We start from the raw sequence: 20771 nt of genomic DNA, 5'->3' as shown, positions 1-20771 counted from the left end.
GGTATTGACGCGTGAACAGTTCGGATGGGGGCGCCGCGGAGCGCCCTCGCAGCGGCCCGCGCGCGACCTACCCGGAGAATTCCGCGTCCGCTCAGACCCGTCGCCGCTGGTTCCTCGCCCTGTCGATACTCGTCGTCGTGGTCGGCGTCACGCTGGCGGCGATCGGCTACAGCAAGTTCGGCACCGCCGACGTCTCCGGCGAGGCGACCGGGTACGAGATCCTCGACGACAACACCGTCGCCGTGCAGTTCACCGTCGACCGCTCCGATCCGAGCAAGCCCGCGGCCTGCGTGGTGCGCGGACGATCGAAGGACGGCAGCGAGACCGGACGGCGCGAGATCCTGATCCCGGCCGACTCCGCCGAACGGATCGGCGTCCGCACCGAGGTCACCACCTCCAAGCCGCCGGTCATCGGTGAGGTCTTCGGCTGCACCGTCGACGTGCCCGCCTACCTCCAGCCCGAGTCGTGAGCACGCGGCAGACCGAACCAGGCGACGCGGCAACACCCCGCGCCGCGTTCGCCGCCATCGGCAGCCGCTACTTCCCGCTCCTCGTCGCACTGTTCGTCGGTGTGATGCTGATCAGCAACGTCACCGGCACCAAGGGCGTCGTGCTGTTCGACGACTGGCTCAACATCGACCTGGGCCCCATCCACATGCAGGGCCTGGTCACCGACGGTGCGTTCTTCCTGTTCCCGCTCGCCTATGTCCTGGGCGACGTGATCAGCGAGGTGTACGGCTTCCGCGCGATGCGTCGCACGATCCTCGCCGGCTTCGCCGTGCTCATCCTCGCCTCGCTGTGCTTCTGGCTGACCATCCATCTACCCGCCGCCGATTTCTATGAAGGCCAGGAGGCTTTCGAAACGGTCGCCGGCGTCGTTCCACAATTCCTGCTCGCCGGCCTCGCCGGATATGTGGTCGGCGAATTCCTGAATTCATTCGTGTTGGTCAAAATGAAAGAGCGTGCCGGTGAGCGGCATCTGTGGGCGCGCCTTTTGGGATCGACGGTCGTCGGCGAATTCGCGGACACCCTCGTCTTCTGCTCGATCGCGGCAACTGCGCTGGGTATCTCCACCTGGGGAGACTTCGTCAACTACACGATTGTCGGATTTGTCTGGAAAACCCTGGTGGAGATCGTCATCATGCCCGTGACGTATTTCGTTGTGGGATGGTTGAAGCGAGCCGAACCCACCTACCAGGAAGCACTCGACGCGGCAACGGCTGGAACAACTGATGTGCCATAGGTCTCATCGGCTGGTATGATGATCGGATACACGGCTCCGCGAGGGGTCGTGTTGCTGCATTTATAGCAGTCCATATGCCGCGCGGTGAAAGAGTCGCATCGCGGCGCGGACAACACGAAGGAGTGACCGATGACCGACACCCAGGTGACCTGGTTGACCCAAGAGTCGCACGATCGCCTCAAGAGCGAACTCGACTCATTGATCGCCAATCGTCCGGTCATTGCCGCCGAGATCAATGAGCGACGCGAAGAGGGCGACCTCAAGGAGAACGGCGGCTACCACGCCGCCCGCGAAGAGCAGGGCCAGCAGGAAGCGCGTATCCGCCAGCTGCAGGAACTGCTGAACAACGCGAAGGTCGGCGAGGCGCCGACCCAGTCCGGCGTCGCCCTGCCCGGTTCCGTCGTGACCGTCTACTACGACGGCGACGAGAAGGACACCGAGACCTTCCTCATCGCGACCCGCGAAGAAGGCGCCTCGGGCGGCAAGCTCGAGACCTACTCCCCCAGCTCGCCCCTGGGCTCGGCCCTGATCGACGCCAAGGTCGGCGAGACCCGCGAGTACTCGGTGCCCAGCGGCGCGACGATCAAGGTGACCCTCGTCAGCGCGGAGCCGTACCACGGCTGAGATGGGTTGAAACCCACCACTTTTAGACAATCCCACCACCCTTCAGGGTGGTGGGATTGTCCATTTGTGGTGGGTTTCTCAGTCGGGTTGCCCGATCAGCCCAGATTCACCTTCACGCCGTCGGAGAACATCGAGTCGTGAAGCTCGATGCTGGCCGGCTTGGCGTCGGTGGGCATGTCGTAGACAACCTTGACCTCGACGGTGTTACCCGGGTTGATGTTGTCCCAGACGGGGATGTCGCCCGCGCCCAGCGAGATCTGCGCCGAGGTGTCGGGCTCGAAGCTGCGGCCTTCGGTGTCGAAGAGCTTCTGGTCGCTGGGCGAGAAGCTCTTCGGCTCCTTGCTGGTGTTGCTCACCGTCATGGTGACGATCACGAACTGGCCCTGTGCTTCCTCGGTGAGGAACTGGTTGTCGCCGACCGACGACAGCCCTGCCTCGACGTTCTTCACGACGAACTCGAACTTGCCGTCGCGCACCGGCGTGTTGAGCCCGGCGGCCTGCTCGTCGGTCTTCTCGTCGCCGTCGTCGGTACCCGATCCGGCCTGATCGCCGGAGTTCGAGCTGCCCGACGATGCAGTGTTGTCGGACGAATCGTCCCCACCGCCGGACACTGCCGCGATGATCACGATGAGCACGACCAGGATGCCCACGATCCACGGCCACTTCTTTTTCTTCTTCGGCGGCTGGATCGGCGCCTGGTACGCCGGCGGAGCGCCGTACGGCCCGGGGGCGTACTGGGGCTGCTGCCCGTAGGGCTGTCCGGGCGGGGGCTGCTGCCCGTACGGCTGTCCGGGCTGGGGCTGTCCCGGGTAGGGCTGGCCGGGCTGGGGATTCTGGGGGTCGGTCATCATGTTCCTTCTTCACTGCGGTCCCGGGAAGCGGGCCGCTCAAATGTCATTCTGCACAACAGGTCTGACGCTTCCGACGTGTCGTTTACTGAGACGAATCGAGCGCTGAATCGCGACGATCACAGTCATTCCCGAGACATTTCGGTAACGGCGGAGGCGCAAGACCAGATACTTCTCTCTAGCTGTGGTCGGCCCCGTACACGGCCTGTTCGTGGGTGAAACCCTCGAACTCCAGCTGCTCGATCAAGCTCTGCCGCGAGAACGGGGAGTACTCACGGTACTGACGGGCCGACTTTGCTGCCTGTACATACCAATTCACCTCGCCGTCGGCCTCGAGCTGATCGACGGCGGCGGACGAGTCCGAGTACGAAAAGCCCTCGAATTCAAGCTGGTCGACCAGTCCCGACTTCGAGAAACTTGTGTACTCGAGGTAGTCCCTCGCCATGGCGATCGCGCTCGACTTCTCCGACACGAGCTTGATCACGGGGGTCGGCACACCAGGCGCCGCCTGCGGGGCCGCGCTGGTGCCGAAGCCTGCCACGGCACCGATCGCCATCACGAACGCTGCCAGGACGCCTGCCGCCCACGGCCACTTCTTCTGGGGGTTGATCATCGTTCTTCCTTCTTCAGGAGCAGCTCTGGGAAGCCGAGCTACGTCTGAGAGCAAGGTGTCACGAGGGTCTGACAAAAACGTTGGCGCACAGTGTCACCCGATCAGATGATTCCGGTTCGACCGGCAATCACGTCGACTTCGTTACGACGTGCAGACGTCGATCGACGTCTGCACGTCGGGACCAGGGTTCGCCGGTCAGGCGGCGAGCGTGTCCAGCCACGGCGCGAGCAGACCGATCAGCTCCCCGCGCTCGGGCGTCGCCCACGTCCAGCGGACCACCATGATCCCTTGCGCACGAAGGGCATCCTCGCGTCGCTTCTCCCGGATCAGCGCGTCGCGGGCGGTCTCCCCCGGTCGCAACAACCGTCCGTATTTCTGCAGGCCGTCGAACTCGCCGACAAGCTTCCCCTCCCAATCGAAGTCGGCACGCGCAGGACCATCGCTCGTCTGAAATGTGTGCTGCAGACGGGGGACCGGGAGTCCGGCCGCGATCATCTGGGCCCGACTCCACGATTCACCCACGCTCTCCGACGCGGCGTCGGCAAGCGAAAGCGCCCGGCGTGCGGTACCCACACCGCGCCATCGACCGCGTGATTCGAGGATCGTCCGCATCCTTACCAGGTCGGCTTTGAGTGCCAGTGCACGGTCGAAGACGACCAGGGCTCGTTCGAAGTCGCCGGCCATCGCGACGTCGACCGCAGTTCGCTCGAGGGTCGTGACCGCGACGCCGTCGACGTCGGTGATGTCCTCCGGAGACAACGGGCCGGCGTGGACGATGCGATGGCCGCGCACGAAACCACCACGCTCACGTGCCTTCGTGAGATGAACGAGGTCGCGCTCCGGATGGAGCTGCGACAGTCCGAGCACGGCGGCTGCCGAGTCATGACTGAGTGTCGACGTGTCGCCGTCGCGCGCAGAGGTCGCGACGGCGATCGACTTCAAGCGGTACAGCTCGTCGTCGGCAGTGTCGGATTCGGGTACCGGCACGACGCAGACGCCGGGAGCAAGCCGGACGAGTTCACCTCGCCGGACCGCCCGTGCGACGACATCATCGGATATGCCGAGCCTGAGTGTGGTTTCGCGTCGGATGAGTCCGTGCCGGTCAGTCGGAAAAAGAGTCATATCTCTTGGACGCAGCGCACCCACATTTGGTTCACCTGTTTTCGACGCGGCCCAGCCGCGCTGACCGGCGAACCTCAACTCGGCAGGCAGACGTCGATCGAAGTCTGTGAGTCGAGTTGAGGTTCGCCGGTCCCGTCGCGGAAGCGCCTGTGTGACCGACTGGTCGATGCTTGAATGGGCCACATGGGACGTTCCTATTCGCTGGAGACCTTCGACCTCGACTTCTTCGACGACGCGCCCGTGCGCCACGTGATCGACGTTCGGCTGCCGGTCACCCCGCAGCGCGCCTGGGCGGAGTTCACCCGCCAGAACACCCTCGACTGGTGCCGCGCGATCAAGAAGATCGAGTTCACGTCTCCCCCGCCCTACGGTGCCGGCGCGACCCGCAAAGCAGTGCTCGGCCCGGGATACGTGACGCTCGAGGAGGATTTCTTCCACTGGACCGAAGAACCCGAAGCGGGCCGGTACCACAACGCATTCCGGGTCAAGAGCGCCAATGTGCCGGGTATCCGACGATTCGGCGAGGCCACCCAGATCGACCCCGCCGACGTCGGCTGCCGCCTGCGGTGGACCTTCGCATTGGAACTGCCCACCAAATCGAAGGCCGTCACCGCGTTCTCCGGCCCGGCGTCGTCGACCGTGTACAAGTCGATCGAAGCGGACACGCTCAAGCACTTCGCGCACCTGCCACCGGAGACCTAGGCCCTCAGGGGTTCACGCGGCGAAGACGGTCCGGGTTTGCTCGTCCAGCATTTCCAGGTGCAGTGGTACCGACTCGTCGACTCCGACTTCGTCGTGCAGTGCTGCCACCAGGCGGACGGGAACCGAATCAACCTTCGGCGCAATACCTATCGGCGCCAGCAGCGTGACGTCGACCTCGGCCTCGACCACCGACGGACGACGCCCGGTCGAGGCGTGGTCGCGGCGGAGACCCCGGTCCCTGGTCAGAATGTGGATGACCATCCCGTCGAGCTTCTTGTCGGGCAACTCTTGGAAGATCACGTCGACGTGGTGCCAGTAAAGCCCGTCGATGGACACATCGAGCACCCGTCCGGTGATGGTGTCGTCGAGACGATGACGTCCGGCCGATGTCTCGAAGAGCACCCAGCCCGCTTCGTTCCACTCCACACATTCGAGAATGTCCCAGAGGTCACCGGCATCGTAGGACTCGCCGGCTCGCGTCAACACCGGTACCGCTGACCTCTCGATCCACGTCAAAGGCAGCTGCGGCAGTGTCCGCACGGCATACTCCCCTGCATCCCGTGTCGTCTCCAAGCGCGGCTTCGCCTTCGCCAACCGTGCCCGACGCGCATGGTGCTCCCCGCAGACCGGTCCGTTGAGCGACTCGAGTTCTTCGAGCAGCGTCTCGCAGGTACGCCGAAGCCATCGCCAGCTCTCGTGCAGATCCTGCCGGATCCGCTCCGCATGCTCAGGTCCCCAGGCCGACTCGGTTGAGTGTGAACGTCTTCCCATGCACGGCAAGGTATGTGCGTACCGACGCCCGACGACCAGATGACTGCACAGGTGACCGCTCCATCCACAACCCGACGGTCAACCCGCCCGCAGGAATCCGGCCTCACTCAGTGCTCGGCGCACGTCCTGCTGGTGGTCGGGCCCGCGGGTCTCGACGCTGACCGTCACCTGTACCTCGCCGAGGTACAGGTCGTCGGCGACGCGTGAGTGCACGATGTCGATGACGCTCGCGCCGAGATCGCGGAGCAGTTCGAGCAGTGCGAGGAGTCCGCCCGGGCGGTCGGAGACGGTGGCGGTGAACGTCAGGAACCTGCCCGCGGCGGTGAGGCCGTGGGTGGTGACGTGGCGCAGAAGCAAGGGGTCGATGTTGCCGCCGGACAACACGACGCAGACCTTCCCCGACAGGTCGAGGGTGCCGCCGACCGCCGCGGCAACGCCTGCGGCACCGGCGGGTTCGACGACCATCTTCGCCCGCTCGAGCATCAGCAGGAGCGCCGTGCTCAGCTCTTCCTCGCTGACCGTGACGACCTCGTCGACGTACTCGGTGACGTGGGCGAACGGAACGTCACCCGGCCGGGCCACGGCAATGCCGTCGGCCATGGTGTTCATCGACGCCGCGGGAACCGGACGTGTCGCCGCCAGAGATGTCGGCCAGGCCGCGGCCTGCGCCGCCTGCACACCGATCACTCGGACGTCCGGCCTCGACGCCTGTACTGCCGCGGCGACTCCGGCGAGCAGACCGCCGCCGCCGAGTGGTACGACGATCGTCGTCACGTCGGGCATCTGCTCGAGGATCTCGATCCCGACCGTCGCATGGCCGGCGACGATGTCGAGGTGGTCGAACGGATGAATCAGCACGGCCCCGGTCTGATCCGCGTACCGCTGGGCCTCGACGAGCGCGTCGTCCACCGTCTCGCCGGCCAGAACCACTTCGGCGCCATAGGCTTTCGTCGCCGCGATCTTGGGCAACGACGCACCGGTCGGCATGTACACGCGTGCGGTGAGGCCCAGCTCGGTCGCCGACCAGGCGACACCCTGCGCATGGTTGCCCGCGCTCGCCGCGACGACGCCGCGGACGCGCTCCTCGGCGGTCAGCCGAGAGATCCGCAGATACGCACCGCGCGGCTTGAACGAGCCGGTCCGCTGCAGGTTCTCGCACTTGAGCCAGACGTCGGCCCCGCTCCGCTCGGACAGTACGCGGGATGCGACCATCGGCGTCCGGCGGACCACGCCGGACAGCTCGGTGGTCGCCTTATCGATGTCGGCCGGGGTCAGCAGCATGGCGCTCAGCGCAGCGCGTTCTCCAGGTCACCCAGGATGTCGTCGATGTCCTCGATACCCACCGACAGTCGGACCAGGTTGGCGGGGACCTCCAGCAGCGAACCGGCCGTCGACGCGTGGGTCATCGCGCCGGGGTGTTCGATCAGCGACTCGATGCCGCCCAGCGATTCGGCGAGCGTGAAGACCTCGGTGCGGGCGCAGAAGGCCTTGGCCTCTTCGATGCCACCCTTGACCAGGACCGACACCATGCCGCCGAAGCGCTTCATCTGCTTCGCCGCGACCTCGTGACCCGGGTGGTTCTCGAGTCCCGGGTACAGGACGGCCTCGATCTTGTCGTGCGAGTTCAGGAACTCGACGACCTTCTCGGCGTTGTCGCAGTGGCGGTCCATGCGGACGGCGAGCGTCTTGGTGCCGCGCATCGTCAGGTAGCCGTCGAACGGTCCGGGAACCGCGCCCGCGCCGTTCTGCAGGAAGGCGAAGGCCTCGTCGAGTTCTTCGCTGTCGGTGACCAGCGCACCGCCGACGACGTCGGAGTGGCCGCCGAGGTACTTGGTGGTCGAGTGCAGCACGACGTCGGCGCCGAGCGTCAGCGGCTGCTGCAGGTAGGGCGAGGCAAAGGTGTTGTCCACCACGAGCTTCGCACCGGCCTCGTGCGCGATGGAGGCGATCGTCTCGATGTCGCCGACGTTGAGCAGCGGGTTGGTGGGCGTCTCGGTCCAGACGAGCTTGGTCTCCGGACGGATGGCGTCACGCACAGCAGCGACGTCGGACACCGGCGCCACCGAGTAGGTGATGCCCCACTGGGTGAACACCTTGTCGATGAGACGGAAGGTGCCGCCGTAGGCGTCGTTGGGGATCACCAGGTGGTCGCCCGGACGCAGCGTCGAACGCAGCAGACAGTCGGTGGCGGCCATGCCGGAGGCGAAGGCGCGACCGTAGGTTCCGTGCTCGAGTGCGGCGAGATTGGCCTCCAGCGCGCGTCGCGTCGGGTTGCCGGTGCGCGCGTACTCGAAGCCGTCGCGCAGTCCGCCGACGCCGTCCTGGGCGAAGGTCGAGCTGGCGTAGATCGGCACGTTCACCGCACCGGTCTGGGGATCCGGGTCGTATCCGGCATGGATGGCGCGGGTCGAGAAACCTTGCCAGCGAACCGAATCCGCGGCGCTGCGTCGTTCACTCACAGTGTGGTGCTCCTATCCGACGATGGGGTGGCTCGAGACGAACGCGAGCAGGTCGTGGCGCGTGATGACGCCGATGGGCTTGCCGTCCTCGACGACCATCAGGGCATCGCTGTCGCCGAGGGCCTTGGTGGCGGCACTGACCGGCTCACCGGAACCGATGAGCGGGAACGGATCTCCCATGTGGGCCGAGACGGGATCGGCCAGGCTGGCGCGACCCTCGAAGACCGCGCTGAGCAGATCGCGTTCGGTGACCGCGCCCGCGACCTCGCCGGCCATGACCGGCGGTTCGGCGCCGACGACCGGCATCTGGGACACCCCGTATTCACGGAGGATCTCGATGGCGTCGCGCAGCGTCTCCTGCGGGTGGGTGTGGACGAGGTCGGGGAGTGCGCCGGTCTTGCCGCGCAGCACGTCGCCGACCAGCGACTCCTTGGTGTTGGCGTCCAGCGGCGTGCGGAGGAAGCCGTAGCTGCTCATCCACTCGTCGTTGAAGATCTTGGCCATGTAACCGCGTCCACCGTCCGGGAGGAGCACGACGACGACGGCGTCGGGTCCCTCACGCTCGGCGACCTGGAGGGCGGCCACCACGGCCATACCGCAGGAACCGCCGACGAGAAGACCTTCCTCGCGGGCGAGGCGGCGCGTCATGTCGAACGAGTCGGCGTCGGAGACGGCGATGATCTCGTCCGGGATGTCCGGGTCGTAGGCGGCCGGCCAGAAGTCCTCGCCGACACCCTCGACGAGGTACGGGCGTCCGGTTCCGCCGGAGTAGACCGAACCCTCGGGGTCGACGCCGACGACCTTCACCGCACCGTTGGAGACCTCCTTGAGGTAACGCCCGGTGCCGGTGATGGTGCCGCCGGTTCCGACGCCGGCGACGAAGTGGGTGACCTTGCCGTCGGTGTCGGCCCAGATCTCCGGGCCGGTGGTCTCGTAGTGGCTCTGCGGGCCGGCAGGGTTGGCGTACTGGTTGGGCTTCCACCCACCCTCGATCTCCCGCACCAGGCGGTCGGACACGCTGTAGTAGCTGTCCGGGTGCTCCGGCGGCACGGCGGTCGGGCACACGACGACCTCGGCCCCGTAGGCGCGCAGCACGTTGCGCTTGTCCTCGCCGACCTTGTCGGGGCAGACGAACACGCACTTGTAACCGCGCTGCTGCGCGACGAGCGCGAGACCGACGCCGGTGTTGCCGGACGTCGGTTCGATGATGGTGCCGCCGGGCTTGAGTTCGCCGGAGGCCTCCGCGGCGTCGATCATCCGAACCGCGATGCGGTCCTTGCTGCTCCCGCCGGGATTGAGGTATTCCACCTTGGCCGCGACCAGCCCGGATCCGGGCGCGGTGACGGAGTTCAGCTTGACCAGAGGGGTGTTGCCCACCAGGTCCACAACGTGATTGGCGATGCGCATGCCTCCATGGTCCCAGAACCGTCGTCGCCCCTGTCACCCGGCCGTCGTCAACCCGCGGGTCCCTTCGACACCCGGCCGACCCCTCTAGACTGGCGGCCGTGTCCGGTTTGAGTCGCAGGGTCGGTACCGACGGTCGATTCTGGGGTCGGGTCGCCCGCGACGTCGGGGCCACGGCGGCAGCCACCGCGGCCGGGGCCGGGGCGGGATGGGCGGTGTGGAATTTCCTCAACGACCAGGCCGCGACCGCCCGCACGGTGATCCCCCACCGCACCGACAACGCGCCCGACGGCGACGGCGTCTATCACCCGGACGGCCGGGTCACGCGCTACACCCGCGACACCCCCATCGACCTGTTCCTGACGGTGTTCGGCGATTCCACCGCGGCCGGGCTCGGCGTCGAGACGGCCGACGAGACGCCCGGCGTGCAGGTCGCGCGTCGCGTCGCGGCCGAGACGGGCAAGACGGTCCGCTACGCCAACAAGGCGATCGTCGGTGCGACGTCGAAGGGCCTGGCCGCCCAGATCGACGCGATGTTCATCGCCCGCGAACGACCGGATGTCGCGATCATCTTGATCGGCGCGAACGATGTGACCTCCCGCAACGGCATTCGTGCGTCGGCCCGTCGGCTCGGCGACGCGGTACGCCTGCTCATCGGCGGCGGCGCGAAGGTCGTCGTCGGCACCTGTCCCGACTTCGGGGTGATCACCGCCATCCCGCAACCGTTGCGAACCGTGTTGCGGCAGTGGGGTCTTCGACTCGCAGCGGCGCAGCGATCGGCGGTGCGTGCCGCAGGTGGACACCCGGTTCCACTCGCCGACCTCATGGCCAAGGAATTCCGGGCCCAGCACGATTTCATGCTGTCACCGGATCAGTACCACCCGTCGGCGGCGGGATATGCGCTCGCCGCCGACATCCTGTTGCCGCCGGTCCTCGACGCCATCGGCGAATGGGGTTCGGCCCCGCTGCCCGAGCCCCCGGAAGAATCTCCCGCGGTGGAGGAGACGCGAGTGGCCACTGGACTCCGCCGCCTGCTCAAACAGGTGTGATCACCCACCCAGTGCGACCAAGCATCTGCTTGGTTGGGGTAGCGTGAGCGCATGGCTGAAGCAGTTATAGTATCCACCGCCCGCTCCCCGATCGGCCGCGCCGCCAAGGGATCCCTCAAAGACGTCCGTCCCGACGAACTGTCCCGTCAGATGGTCGAAGCGGCCCTCGCGAAGGTGCCCGAACTCGACCCGGCCGACATCGAGGACATCCACTGGGGCATCGGTCAGCCCGGCGGACAGGGCGGCTACAACATCGCCCGCGTGATCGCCGTCGAACTCGGCCACGACCACATCCCCGGCGTGACCGTGAACCGCTACTGCTCGTCGTCGCTACAGACCACCCGCATGGCGCTGCACGCCATCAAGGCCGGTGAGGCCGACGTCATCATCTCCGGCGGCGTCGAGAGCGTGTCGAGCTTCGGCATCTCCGGCGGTGCCGACGGCGCCCCGAACTCCAAGAACCCGCTGTTCGACGACGCGATGGCGCGCACCGAACTCTCCGCCGCGGGCGACGCCGGGATCTGGCACGACCCCCGCCAGGACGGACTCATCCCGGACGTCTACATCGCGATGGGCCAGACCGCCGAGAACGTCGCCTCCTTCACCGGCATCTCGCGTGAGGACCAGGACCGCTGGGGCGTCCTCAGCCAGAACCGTGCGGAGGAAGCCATCAAGTCCGGCTTCTTCGAGCGGGAGATCGACCCGGTCACCCTGCCCGACGGCACGCAGGTCACCACCGACGACGGCCCGCGCGCGGGTACGACCTACGAGAAGATCTCGCAGCTGAAGCCGGTCTTCCGCCCCGACGGCACCATCACCGCCGGCAACGCCTGCCCGCTCAACGACGGTGCGGCCGCGCTGGTCATCATGAGCGACACCAAGGCCAAGGAGTTGGGTCTGACCCCGCTCGCCCGGGTCGTCGCCACCGCCGCCACCGGCCTGTCGCCGGAGATCATGGGCCTGGGCCCGATCGAGGCGATCCGCAAGGTGCTCAAGGTCTCCGGGATGTCGCTGTCCGACATCGACCTCGTGGAGATCAACGAGGCCTTCGCCGTCCAGGTGCTCGGCTCGGCCAACGAGCTCGGCATCGACCACGACAAGCTGAACGTGTCGGGCGGCGCCATCGCTCTCGGCCACCCGTTCGGCATGACCGGCGCGCGGATCACCACGACCCTGCTCAACAACCTCCGCACCCACGACAAGACCTTCGGCATCGAGTCGATGTGTGTCGGCGGCGGTCAGGGTATGGCCATGGTGCTCGAGCGCCTCAGCTGACCCGAGCCTCGACCCCTTCGTCGACGCCCCTCGCCGCGTTCGGTCCCAGGATCGCAACGCTGCGAGGGGTTGTTCGTCGGTAGATCCCCCACGCGATCACCACGACGCCGACGATGTAGATCTCGGCCGGGATCGCCCACGCGTTGTTGGTCGCGTGGTTGTCGTGGATGTAGTACTGCGAGATGTGGCCGGCGAGGTCGCCGCCGTAGCTGATCGCCAGCGCCCAGACCGCGGCGTCGAGCCATCCGCCCCGGTTACGCACCCGGAAGGTCAGCACGCACAGCAGTCCCACTGCGATGTCGTTCCACCCGAGTTCCCACTGGAACATGCCGGGGTGGAAGTCGGGTCCGATGTCCTTGGCGACCTCCGCCGCGTTCGGGCCGACATGTCCGATGCCGGCCAGGATCCCGAAGATCCCGCCCGGTACGAGAATCCAGAGCATCACGAGCTCTGCCACGCGGCCGGTGGTGCGCCTGCGCGCCGACCGGTCCACCAATATGTGCACGATCGCGCCGACGACCATCAGCGCCAGCTGAAACAGAAACCACACCATTTCTCGATGGTCGGCACAGTCGCGATCCGCGTTCGCGCAGTTGACCCTGATTTCCCCCGGTCAGACGACAACGAACCCCACACCAACAGGGGTGTGGGGTTCGTGTGAGCCGGTTGCGGAGCTACCGCGTCGGAAACTAGTCCGAGTTGAAGTAGCTCAGCAGGCGCAGGATCTCGACGTACAGCCAGACCAGGGTGACGGTCAGACCGAGCGCGACGCCCCAGGCGGCGCGGTCGGGTGCACCGGCGCGGATCAGGCGGTCCGCCGAGTCGAAGTCGAGCAGGAAGCTGAACGCCGCCAGCGCGATGCAGACCAGCGAGAAGATGATCGCGATCGGGCCGCCGTCGCGCAGGATGCCGGCCTCACCGGTGAACAGGCCGATGACCAGGTTGCCGAGCATCAGCACGAGCACGCCGATCATGCCGGCGAACAGCATGCGGGTGAAGCGCGGCGTGACGCGGATGGCGCCGATCTTGTAGACGAACAGCATGCCGAAGAACACGCCGAACGTACCGAGGACCGCCTGCCCGATCAGGGCTCCGGCCGAGATGTCACCGCCGACGACCAGGTTCGCGAAGACGAACGAGATCGAACCGACGAACAGACCCTCGAATGCCGCGTAGGCGAGCACGATGGCCGGGTTGTCCTGCTTGCGACCGAAGGTCGCGACCAGGACGAGGACGAGGCCGCCGATCGCACCGACCATCATCAGCGGCAGCGCGAGGCTCGTCTGAGCGGCCTCGGTGGCCCGGCTGGAGATGCCGAAGTAGGTCGCGATCGCGACAACCGTCAGGACGCCCAGGGTGATGGCGGTCTTGGTGACCACATCGTCGATCGTGAGCTGCCGGGTGGCCGACGGTGCCTGCGGGGTGTACGGGTCGGTGGCCTGACCGTATTTGTTCATCGAGACGCCGGCGCCGGCCATGCCGGCCCCGAATCCCGCGTATCCGGATTGATTGTCGCGGACCACGCCGCGCATCACCGGATTGCTGCTCTCTCGCACGAAGCGCTCCTTAATCGGTACGGATGTATACCGTCTCAACGTCGGGTCATTCCTGTGAGTTCCCTGACGGGATCACAAGACGACCGTGTCGAATGCGACTTTACCGGCCCTTGACCATTCTGTCGTTCACGCCTGCTCCCCGTCCTGCCCGGAACGGAGCGTCATCAGCCAGTCGCGAGCGGTTTCGGAGTCCCGAGTTCGTGCGTTCACGGCCATCACCGCACGTCCCAGGCACACCGCCTTCAGCATCGACTCGGCCCGCTCGAACTGGTCCCCCCAGCCCAGGCCGGGCTTGGCGAGCATCAGCGAGGCGATGCCGTGCGCGGCGGCCCAGAGTTCGAGGACGACGTCGTTCACCTCGTCGCGGTCGAAGAAACCCTCGTCGGCGAGTTCGGTCACCGTGTCCACGAACCGCGCGTAGGCGCTGGCGGTCAACACCTGGTCGACCTTGGAGGGATGTGCCGCGTCGGCGGGCTTGCCGAAGGCGACCCGGTAGAGCACCGGGGTCGCGACCGCGAAGCGGATGTAGGCGAGCCCGAGTTGCAGCGCACGGTCCAACGGGTCGGTGATGCCCTCGGTGGCGGTGGCGAGCTGAACGTCGAGCCGCTCGAAGTACCGGGCGCACACGGCGTCGAGCAGCGCGTCCTTGTCGGCGAAGTGCAGGTAGATCGACGGCGGGGTCACCCCGACGCGAGTGGCGACCGCCCGGATCGACATGGCGGTGTCGTCTCCGTGCTCGACCAGGAGCTCGCCCGCGGCCTCGATGATCTCCTCGGCGAGGATCTCACCTGCCCCGCGAGGTGACCTCGCCCGTCTGTGTGTCGTCACTGCTCTCCTGCGCTCGATCCTTCTCTTGAGTTCGGTGGGGACCGGGTGGGTCGTCGTCCGGCACTTCCTCGGACAACCCGAAGCGGTCATGGAGTTTCCTCAGCGGCGGCGGCGCCCACCAGTTGGCGCGTCCGACGAGGCGCATGAACGCCGGCACCAGGAACATCCTGACCAGGGTCGCGTCCATCACCACCGCGAGCGCCAGCCCCACCCCGAACATACGCATGAACGACACCTGTGAGGCTGCGATCGCGGCGAACACGATGCTCATCAGCAGGGCCGCCGCCGTGATCACCCGGCCGGTGCGTGCGAGGCCCAACGCCACCGCGTGATCGTTCGCCGCGCGGGTGCGGTCGGACTTCAGCCATTCCTCCCGCACGCGTCCCAGGAGGAACATCTCGTAGTCCATGGACAGGCCGAACGCCACGCAGAACAGCAAGACGGGCACGGTCGCATTGAGCGTTCCGGTCGCCGTCGTGCCCAGGCCGTCGAGGTGGCCCTCCTGGAAGAACCAGACCATCGCACCGAAGGTCGCCGACAGCGACAGGATGTTGAGGACGAGGGCCTTCAGCGGGAGGACGACACTGCCGGTGAAGAGGAACAGCAGGACGAACGTGGCGACGGCGATGATGGCCAGCACCCAGGGCGTGTGGGCGAAGATCGAGCTGACGGTGTCGTCGGTGGTCGCGGCGAGACCGGTGAACAGGGTGTCCGTTCCCTCGGGTGCGGGCACCGCGCGCAAGGCGTCGAGCTGCTGCATACCCGCATCGCTCGTCGGGTCGCGATCGGTGGACACGTTGACGACGTGCACGTCGCCGCGACTGTCGTCGGGACTGCCGGGCGCGAGCGCCTCGCCGCGGACGAAGGTTCCCGCTGACGAGCCGGCCGAGTTGACGTCGTCGACCTGAGACAGCGCCCTCGTGTATGCGGCGAGCGACTCCGGCCCCGCCGGCCCCTGCACGACGATGGTGATCGCCGAGGAGAGATCGTCTTCGTAGCCGTCGCGGATCTCCTGCTGGATGGCGTGCGAACTCGCGGACCCCGGGAGCACGCGGTCGTCGGGAAAGCCCATCCGGAGCGACAGGAACGGTGCGCCGAGGACCAGCAGGAAGATGGTGACCACCGCGGCGACCGGCAGTGCATGGCGGAGTACCCACTGGACGAGGCGGTACCACCGGGTGTCCTCCGGCTCGCGGGGCCGCGGTGGCGGCAGACGCAGCAGTCGACGCATGGGTTTGCGTGCGTCGAGGGCGTCGATCCGGTCCCCGAGGACCATCAGCACGGCCGGGGTGATGATGAGCGCGGAGAGCGCAGCCACCGCCACGACACCCAGGCCGGCAAACGCGAAGGAACGCAGGAAGTACTGCGAGAAGAGCACCAGCGCACTGAGCGAGAGCGCCACGGTCACCGCGGAGAACGCCACGGTCCGACCGGCGGTCGCGAGAGTTCGGACGATGGCGTCGGGACGTTCGAGTCCCCGATCGACCTCTTCCCGGTACCGCGTGAGCAGCAGCAACGTGTAGTCGATCGCCAGGGCGAGACCCAGCGCGGTGGTCAGGTTGAGAGCGAACACCGAGACGTCGGTGACCGATCCGATCGCCCGCAGCAGCGCGAAGGTCAGGATGATCGAGATGATGCCGATGCCGACGGGCAGGGCCGCCGCGATCAGTCCGCCGAAGACGAAGATCAGCACGATGAAGGTGATGGGGATGGCGATCGCCTCGGCCGTCAACAGGTCGGACGCGGTCTGCTCGTTGACCTGGGAGTAGACGAGCGCCTGGCCGCCGACCCGGATCGAGATCCCGTCGCGTTCGCCGGTGAATTCCTCGTCGATCTCTGCCGCCCGGGCCGGCGCGAGGTCCTCGCCACCTTCGAGGGCGACGATGATCAGCGTCGACGTCCGGTCGCGGCTGACCAGCGCGGAGTCGAGGGTCGGGTCGGACCAGACCGACAGGATCTGGTCCTGCACGTGCTGATTGGCATCGAGTTCACGGATGATGTTGTCGGACACGGCTTTCGCGGTCGGATCGCGCGAGATGTCCACGCCGTCGGGGCCGTCGAGCTTGAGGACGACCTGGATGCCGCCCCGGTTGAACGTCTCGTCGAGCACCTTGTCGGCTCTTGCGGATTCGGCGTTGGGAGCGCTGTAGCCACCTGCCAGGAGATGTTCGGCAGCGGTCGCCCCGTAGGCGCCGCACACCACGATCAGGACGAAGGCGCCGAGTAGCACCCTCTTCGGCATCGCGATGATCAGCCGTGTCAATCGAACCACCGTGCGTCCCCCTCGCCTCGGTCGACTTTACGGCGTTAAGTTATCAGCAGTAAGTTAGCGGGTCAACGATGTTTTCCCTGCGTGAACTTCCATCCCGAGCCCGCGACGCACGGTGCGGAGTTCGCGTTCGATGACGGCGGACTCCGAGCCGAGCAGCCCGGTCGTGCGGATGATCTCCCGCAACCGGATCGCCGGGCGCGCGACGTCGACGAGGTGATGCAACGGCGAACGACGTAACCCCATGCGCCGCGCGACCGGTCGTTCCACCCACCGCGTCGAGATCGCGGCGAAGGACGATCGGAGGATGGGACCGGTGACCGCATCGAGCGCGGACACCAGGACCGACGGCACCGGGATCGGCGCAGCACCGTGGACGACGCCGGGCAGGTCGTAGCCCTCGTGGAGCAAAGCCCTGATGAGCACCTTCGACGAGTCGTCGGGCTCGAGTTCGAACTCCGCGGCGACCCGGAAGAGATCGGCCGCCTCACCGTGGTTGGCCGGGAGCAGGTCGTCGTCGACGCCGATCACCCAGCCGATCCATCGCCACAGATGGGTGATCGCCTCCCGCTCGGCGCTGCTGTAGTGGATGCCCAGGTCGCGCGCGACCAACAGCGGCAGGGCGAGGAACCCGCACGAGATGGTCATGACCGAGTACGTCTGGTTGATCGGCACGCCCCACGCGGCCTCGTCCCAACCCTGGTCCTCCCCGTCTGCATCACGGGGATGGGTGAGGGCATCGCGGATGTAGGCATGGAGAAGTCGGATCCGCAGCGTCGCAATCCAACCGGGGTTACCCGGCAGCATCGCGCCGGGCGTGGTCGCCTCCGCGACCCAGCGCGCGGTCGACTGCACCCGGTCGCGGGTCCCCAACCCGAGGCGCCCGGTCGCGACCAGGGGTCGGACGAACCCCTGCGCCTTGTACCCGTAGATCAGCGATTGATAGAGCGTCGAGGACTGCAGCGTGCCGAATCGCCACCACGCGCGTGCCCCCGATGCCGCGAACGCCGCGTCGAACCAGGTCGGCGGGGTGCTCGTCACCTGCAACAGAAGACGCATCGACGCCGGCATCTCGATCCGGTCGGGATCATCCGCCGTCTCCGAATCCGCATGGGACTCGAGGAGATCGACGAGTGTCGAGAACGACATGCCCCGTTCGCGGGCCTCGACGACCACCGCATCGGCAAGCGGATCGCCCTGTGACAGGCCGACCTCCAGACGGTCGACGAGTTCGGGATGCCGCGTTCGGACAGCCTCCCAGTTCCGTGCGCCGGTCACCGCTGCCGCGTCCATGTCTCCGATGATCACCCGCTCAGGTGGGCGGGTCAAGGAAGAGACGGGTCGACGAACAGGCAGGTCACGGAGCCTGACTATGCTCACTCCGAAGCCCCCATAGCCCAATTGGCAGAGGCAGCCGACTTAAAATCGGCACAGTGTCGGTTCGAGTCCGACTGGGGGCACCGGGATTCCGGGCTCAGCGCGAGGTACGGAGGTCCTGCGGCAACGCCTCGGCGATCAGGCGGGCCATGGCCTGATTCCCCTTGAGGTTCTGGTGGAATCCGAGGTAGATGCTGGTCGGCACGAAGCCTTCGAACCACTTGTCCCGCGAGCAGGCGTCATGCCCGACGACCTGGTTCTGGATGTCGACGAAGACGGCGCGGTGCCGTTCGGACACCTTCTTCAGGATCGTGTTGTACCGACCGAGGAAGCTGTTCCGGATGAACGAGATGTCGGCGTCGCTCGCCGGATTGGCGGGATAGCAGCCGCGGTTCCCGAAGTACCCGCCCTGGCCGACCACGGCGATGACGGCCCTGGGCGCCCGCGCGCGGACCGCCCTCAGCGACGAATCGACCGAGCCCTCGAGCGCACGCAGCCCGTCGTTGACCCCGTTCACGTAGAAGGGGTTGGTCCGGCAGTGCGAGTCCATGCCCTGGATCGGCGCGATACACCAGCGCGAGAGGTTGCCCCAGTTGGCATCGTTGGCGCCGATCGAGATCGTGATCAGGTCGGTGTCCGGACGCACCGCCTGGATCTGCGGCGGATGGAATCCGTCGAAGCGCAGCTGCGGCGCCGAGGTGATGTTCTCTCCGCGCGCACCGACACAGGCAACCGTGCGGAACGACGTCGCGCCGACGGTCTTCGCCAGGAGGTTCGGGTAGGCGGTATCCGACCGTGAGCATCCCTGGAACTGGGTGAGCGTCGTCGGGCTGGCCGCCCGCGAATCACCCAGCGCGACGTAGCTGAGCGACCCACGTTCTTCGGCCGCCGGCGCGGCGAGCGCCGGAGCGGCACCGAGCCCTACGACGACGGACAGGGCGATCACAGCAGTGACGACACGGGTCATGACGGTGCGCGCAGAGGATGATCCGGGAGAGAGCATGGATCGAATTCAACCAGTAGGTCCGGCTCCCGGCTCGGTGTCATTCGTTCCGACGACGCGCCGGCCGATACACGAATCGGCCCACCTGTGCGTATGCCATCCGCTCGCTCAGCCGCGAACTCAGCCTGCGTGCCCCGTTGAACACGTGGGCGTCCTTGCCGACCACCGCACGGACCCGTCCGGCGAGAGCGGCGTCGATGATCAGGCGTGCAGCCTTCTCCGGGGCCATCGCAAAGTTCCTGGCGAGGGCTTCGGGGGTGCCGAGAGCCTTGGAGGTGTTGCGGACGAGGTCGGTCCAGATGGTCCCGGGGAGGACCGTCGTGACGGTGACCTTCGACTTCTTTCCGCGCTGGTCCTGGGCGAGTCCGTAACCGAAGAACGCGACCGCCGCCTTGCTGGCTCCGTAGAACGCGGCGCCGGGGAACGGCGCGAGCCCGGACAAGCTGGACGTGATGAGAATCAGCCCGCCGTCGCGACGCTGTTCGAGATGCGGCAGGAAGGCCCGGGTGAGCCAGACGGTGCCGTAGTAGTTGACGCGCATGAGCAGGTCGATGCGGTCGTCGTCGACCTCGGCGATCGGTTGGGTGTCCTGCGGGATGCCGGCGATGTTGAACAGCCCGTCGACGTGCTCGACGTCAGCGAGCACAGCGTCCGGAAACCGTTGCACCGCTTCGCGATCGCCGATGTCCAGCTTGTGCGCATGGAACCGGGAGTCCCCCACCAGCCGCCCGGTCTCCGCGAGACCGACCTCGTTGATGTCCGCGCCGACCACCGTCGCACCGCGGGAGATCAGTTCCAGTGCGACGCAACGGCCGATACCGTTGCCCGCACCGGTCACCACGAAGACCTTGCCCGTCAGATCCTTGCCGTCGACGTCCACGCATCCTCCTCGACCGAGCCGATGCGGGAACCCTAGCAAGCGCTTGGTTGCCCTGCCCGGCCGGGAGTTCGCCCGCGGTTGGCTCGGGTCAGCGCCAGGGTGATGCAGCCGTGGTGATGTACTCGTGGGCATGTCCACCCGGGTTCTGGCCGCCGACTCCCCAGCCGCCGACTCTGTAGCCGCCGATTCCTCGGCCGCGCTGCTCACCCTCGGCATTTCGATCTACTCGATCGCGATCCTCGTGTGCCTCGGCGTCGCGATCAACGCGGCACGGTTCCGTCGCCGTCGCCTCGCGATCACGATGGCGTGGGTGGTCGGCGTGCTGACGATCGCGGGCGTGATCATCGCGATCCTCAGCAGCGTGCACGGGGGCTGAGCCCCCTACTCGACCCGGAACTCGCCCAGCTCGAACCAGGTGTCGCCCTCGATCGTGGTGTTGATGACGTCCGGGGTCCGCTGCAGGTACTTGGGCAACTCCTGCTGCGCCTGCTTGAAATGCGGTGAGGTCACATGCGCCTCGGCCGCGTCGTCGTCGAATGCCTCGACCAGCACGTAGGTGTGCGGGTCGTCGAGCGAACGCGACCAGTCGAACCACTTGTTGCCCGGCTCGGCGCGCGTCGCCTCGGTGAACTCTCGCGACAGCTCCGGCCATTCGTCCGCATACTCGGGCTTGATGGGCCATTTCACGACGATGAGAATCATGCCTCGACCTTAGTCCCCGAACCTCCTGACGAACTGTCGCAAAATG

At 66.9% G+C, this 20771-nt stretch carries 22 protein-coding genes and 1 tRNA gene; 8 read left to right on the top strand and 15 right to left on the bottom strand.

Going from position 1 to position 20771, the window contains the following annotated elements:
* Positions 1–11 precede the first annotated feature (11 nt).
* The 3 genes from OK17_RS04020 to greA all read left to right on the top strand — a co-directional run bounded on the left by OK17_RS04020 (position 12) and on the right by greA (position 1867).
* Positions 12–470: a DUF4307 domain-containing protein gene (locus OK17_RS04020; protein ID WP_461416735.1), complete on the top strand. Its 459-nt coding sequence runs from the start codon at positions 12–14 to the stop codon at positions 468–470.
* Positions 467–1243 carry a queuosine precursor transporter gene (locus tag OK17_RS04015; protein ID WP_232719181.1) on the top strand — a complete coding sequence of 259 codons (777 nt, stop codon included), beginning with the start codon at positions 467–469 and terminating at the stop codon, positions 1241–1243. The genes OK17_RS04020 and OK17_RS04015 overlap by 4 nt, the downstream gene beginning before the upstream one ends.
* A gap of 129 nt (positions 1244–1372) precedes the next feature.
* Positions 1373–1867, top strand: coding sequence for a transcription elongation factor GreA (gene greA / locus OK17_RS04010; RefSeq protein ID WP_006866060.1), 495 nt, complete (start codon positions 1373–1375; stop codon positions 1865–1867).
* Between the two features lie 95 nt (positions 1868–1962).
* On the opposite strand, the gene OK17_RS04005 is transcribed toward greA, so the two are convergent.
* The 3 genes from OK17_RS04005 to OK17_RS03995 form a co-directional block, all read right to left on the bottom strand.
* Entirely contained in the window at positions 1963–2715 is a 753-nt protein-coding gene (locus tag OK17_RS04005; protein ID WP_232719182.1) for a DUF4352 domain-containing protein, read from the bottom strand.
* A 178-nt stretch (positions 2716–2893) separates the two neighbouring features.
* Entirely contained in the window at positions 2894–3328 is a 435-nt protein-coding gene (locus OK17_RS04000; RefSeq protein ID WP_232719183.1) for an Ltp family lipoprotein, read from the bottom strand.
* 195 nt (positions 3329–3523) lie between these two features.
* Positions 3524–4450 carry a hypothetical protein gene (locus OK17_RS03995; protein ID WP_461416734.1) on the bottom strand — a complete coding sequence of 309 codons (927 nt, stop codon included), beginning with the start codon at positions 4448–4450 and terminating at the stop codon, positions 3524–3526.
* Between the two features lie 183 nt (positions 4451–4633).
* Here OK17_RS03995 and OK17_RS03990 point away from each other — a divergent pair, with 183 nt between their 5' ends.
* On the top strand, positions 4634–5152 hold the full coding sequence (locus OK17_RS03990; protein WP_461416733.1) for an SRPBCC family protein: 519 nt from the start codon (positions 4634–4636) through the stop codon (positions 5150–5152).
* Positions 5153–5164: 12 nt separating this feature from the next.
* On the opposite strand, the gene OK17_RS03985 is transcribed toward OK17_RS03990, so the two are convergent.
* The 4 genes from OK17_RS03985 to OK17_RS03970 all read right to left on the bottom strand — a co-directional run bounded on the left by OK17_RS03985 (position 5165) and on the right by OK17_RS03970 (position 9789).
* Positions 5165–5923 (bottom strand): hypothetical protein, encoded by a 759-nt coding sequence (locus OK17_RS03985; RefSeq protein WP_461416732.1) that lies wholly within the window; start codon positions 5921–5923, stop codon positions 5165–5167.
* A 78-nt stretch (positions 5924–6001) separates the two neighbouring features.
* Positions 6002–7204: a threonine ammonia-lyase gene (ilvA, locus tag OK17_RS03980; RefSeq protein WP_461416731.1), complete on the bottom strand. Its 1203-nt coding sequence runs from the start codon at positions 7202–7204 to the stop codon at positions 6002–6004.
* A 5-nt stretch (positions 7205–7209) separates the two neighbouring features.
* Positions 7210–8382 (bottom strand): cystathionine gamma-synthase, encoded by a 1173-nt coding sequence (locus OK17_RS03975; RefSeq protein ID WP_006867499.1) that lies wholly within the window; start codon positions 8380–8382, stop codon positions 7210–7212.
* Positions 8383–8394: 12 nt separating this feature from the next.
* Positions 8395–9789: a cystathionine beta-synthase gene (locus OK17_RS03970; RefSeq protein ID WP_154882955.1), complete on the bottom strand. Its 1395-nt coding sequence runs from the start codon at positions 9787–9789 to the stop codon at positions 8395–8397.
* A 98-nt stretch (positions 9790–9887) separates the two neighbouring features.
* Between OK17_RS03970 and OK17_RS03965 the strand changes: the two genes are divergently transcribed.
* A complete protein-coding gene (locus tag OK17_RS03965; RefSeq protein ID WP_227026365.1) occupies positions 9888–10835 on the top strand; it encodes an SGNH/GDSL hydrolase family protein in 948 nt (315 codons plus the stop codon).
* 51 nt (positions 10836–10886) lie between these two features.
* The gene (locus tag OK17_RS03960; protein WP_006867496.1) at positions 10887–12110 is read left to right on the top strand and encodes an acetyl-CoA C-acetyltransferase; all 1224 of its coding nucleotides are present in this window, start codon (positions 10887–10889) and stop codon (positions 12108–12110) included.
* Here the strand turns inward: OK17_RS03960 and OK17_RS03955 are convergent.
* The 5 genes from OK17_RS03955 to OK17_RS03935 all read right to left on the bottom strand — a co-directional run bounded on the left by OK17_RS03955 (position 12103) and on the right by OK17_RS03935 (position 18056).
* Positions 12103–12663 (bottom strand): DUF6790 family protein, encoded by a 561-nt coding sequence (locus OK17_RS03955; RefSeq protein ID WP_232719190.1) that lies wholly within the window; start codon positions 12661–12663, stop codon positions 12103–12105. The two genes, OK17_RS03960 and OK17_RS03955, sit on opposite strands and share 8 nt — an antisense overlap.
* A 136-nt stretch (positions 12664–12799) precedes the next feature.
* A complete protein-coding gene (locus tag OK17_RS03950) occupies positions 12800–13666 on the bottom strand; it encodes a Bax inhibitor-1/YccA family protein (protein ID WP_006867494.1) in 867 nt (288 codons plus the stop codon).
* Positions 13667–13792: 126 nt separating this feature from the next.
* Positions 13793–14494, bottom strand: a complete 702-nt coding sequence (locus OK17_RS03945) for a TetR/AcrR family transcriptional regulator (protein ID WP_232719191.1) — start codon at positions 14492–14494, stop codon at positions 13793–13795.
* Positions 14451–16766: an MMPL family transporter gene (locus OK17_RS03940; protein WP_461416730.1), complete on the bottom strand. Its 2316-nt coding sequence runs from the start codon at positions 16764–16766 to the stop codon at positions 14451–14453. The genes OK17_RS03945 and OK17_RS03940 overlap by 44 nt, the downstream gene beginning before the upstream one ends.
* A 54-nt stretch (positions 16767–16820) precedes the next feature.
* A complete protein-coding gene (locus tag OK17_RS03935) occupies positions 16821–18056 on the bottom strand; it encodes an oxygenase MpaB family protein (RefSeq protein WP_461416729.1) in 1236 nt (411 codons plus the stop codon).
* 93 nt (positions 18057–18149) lie between these two features.
* Between OK17_RS03935 and OK17_RS03930 the strand changes: the two genes are divergently transcribed.
* A tRNA-Leu gene (locus tag OK17_RS03930) sits at positions 18150–18223 on the top strand.
* A 14-nt stretch (positions 18224–18237) separates the two neighbouring features.
* On the opposite strand, the gene OK17_RS03925 is transcribed toward OK17_RS03930, so the two are convergent.
* On the bottom strand, positions 18238–19107 hold the full coding sequence (locus OK17_RS03925; RefSeq protein ID WP_461416728.1) for an SGNH/GDSL hydrolase family protein: 870 nt from the start codon (positions 19105–19107) through the stop codon (positions 18238–18240).
* Between the two features lie 76 nt (positions 19108–19183).
* On the bottom strand, positions 19184–20023 hold the full coding sequence (locus OK17_RS03920; RefSeq protein WP_461416727.1) for an SDR family NAD(P)-dependent oxidoreductase: 840 nt from the start codon (positions 20021–20023) through the stop codon (positions 19184–19186).
* Positions 20024–20153: 130 nt separating this feature from the next.
* On the opposite strand from OK17_RS03920, the gene OK17_RS03915 reads away from it, so the two are divergent.
* A complete protein-coding gene (locus OK17_RS03915) occupies positions 20154–20399 on the top strand; it encodes a hypothetical protein (RefSeq protein WP_461416726.1) in 246 nt (81 codons plus the stop codon).
* A 5-nt stretch (positions 20400–20404) separates the two neighbouring features.
* On the opposite strand, the gene OK17_RS03910 is transcribed toward OK17_RS03915, so the two are convergent.
* Positions 20405–20725: a putative quinol monooxygenase gene (locus OK17_RS03910; RefSeq protein WP_461416725.1), complete on the bottom strand. Its 321-nt coding sequence runs from the start codon at positions 20723–20725 to the stop codon at positions 20405–20407.
* Between the last annotated feature and the right edge of the window lie 46 nt (positions 20726–20771).

This window comes from Gordonia sp. GN26, from assembly GCF_054823965.1.
Note: the sequence above shows the minus strand (reverse complement) of the source record. Positions and strands in the feature narration are given on the sequence as shown.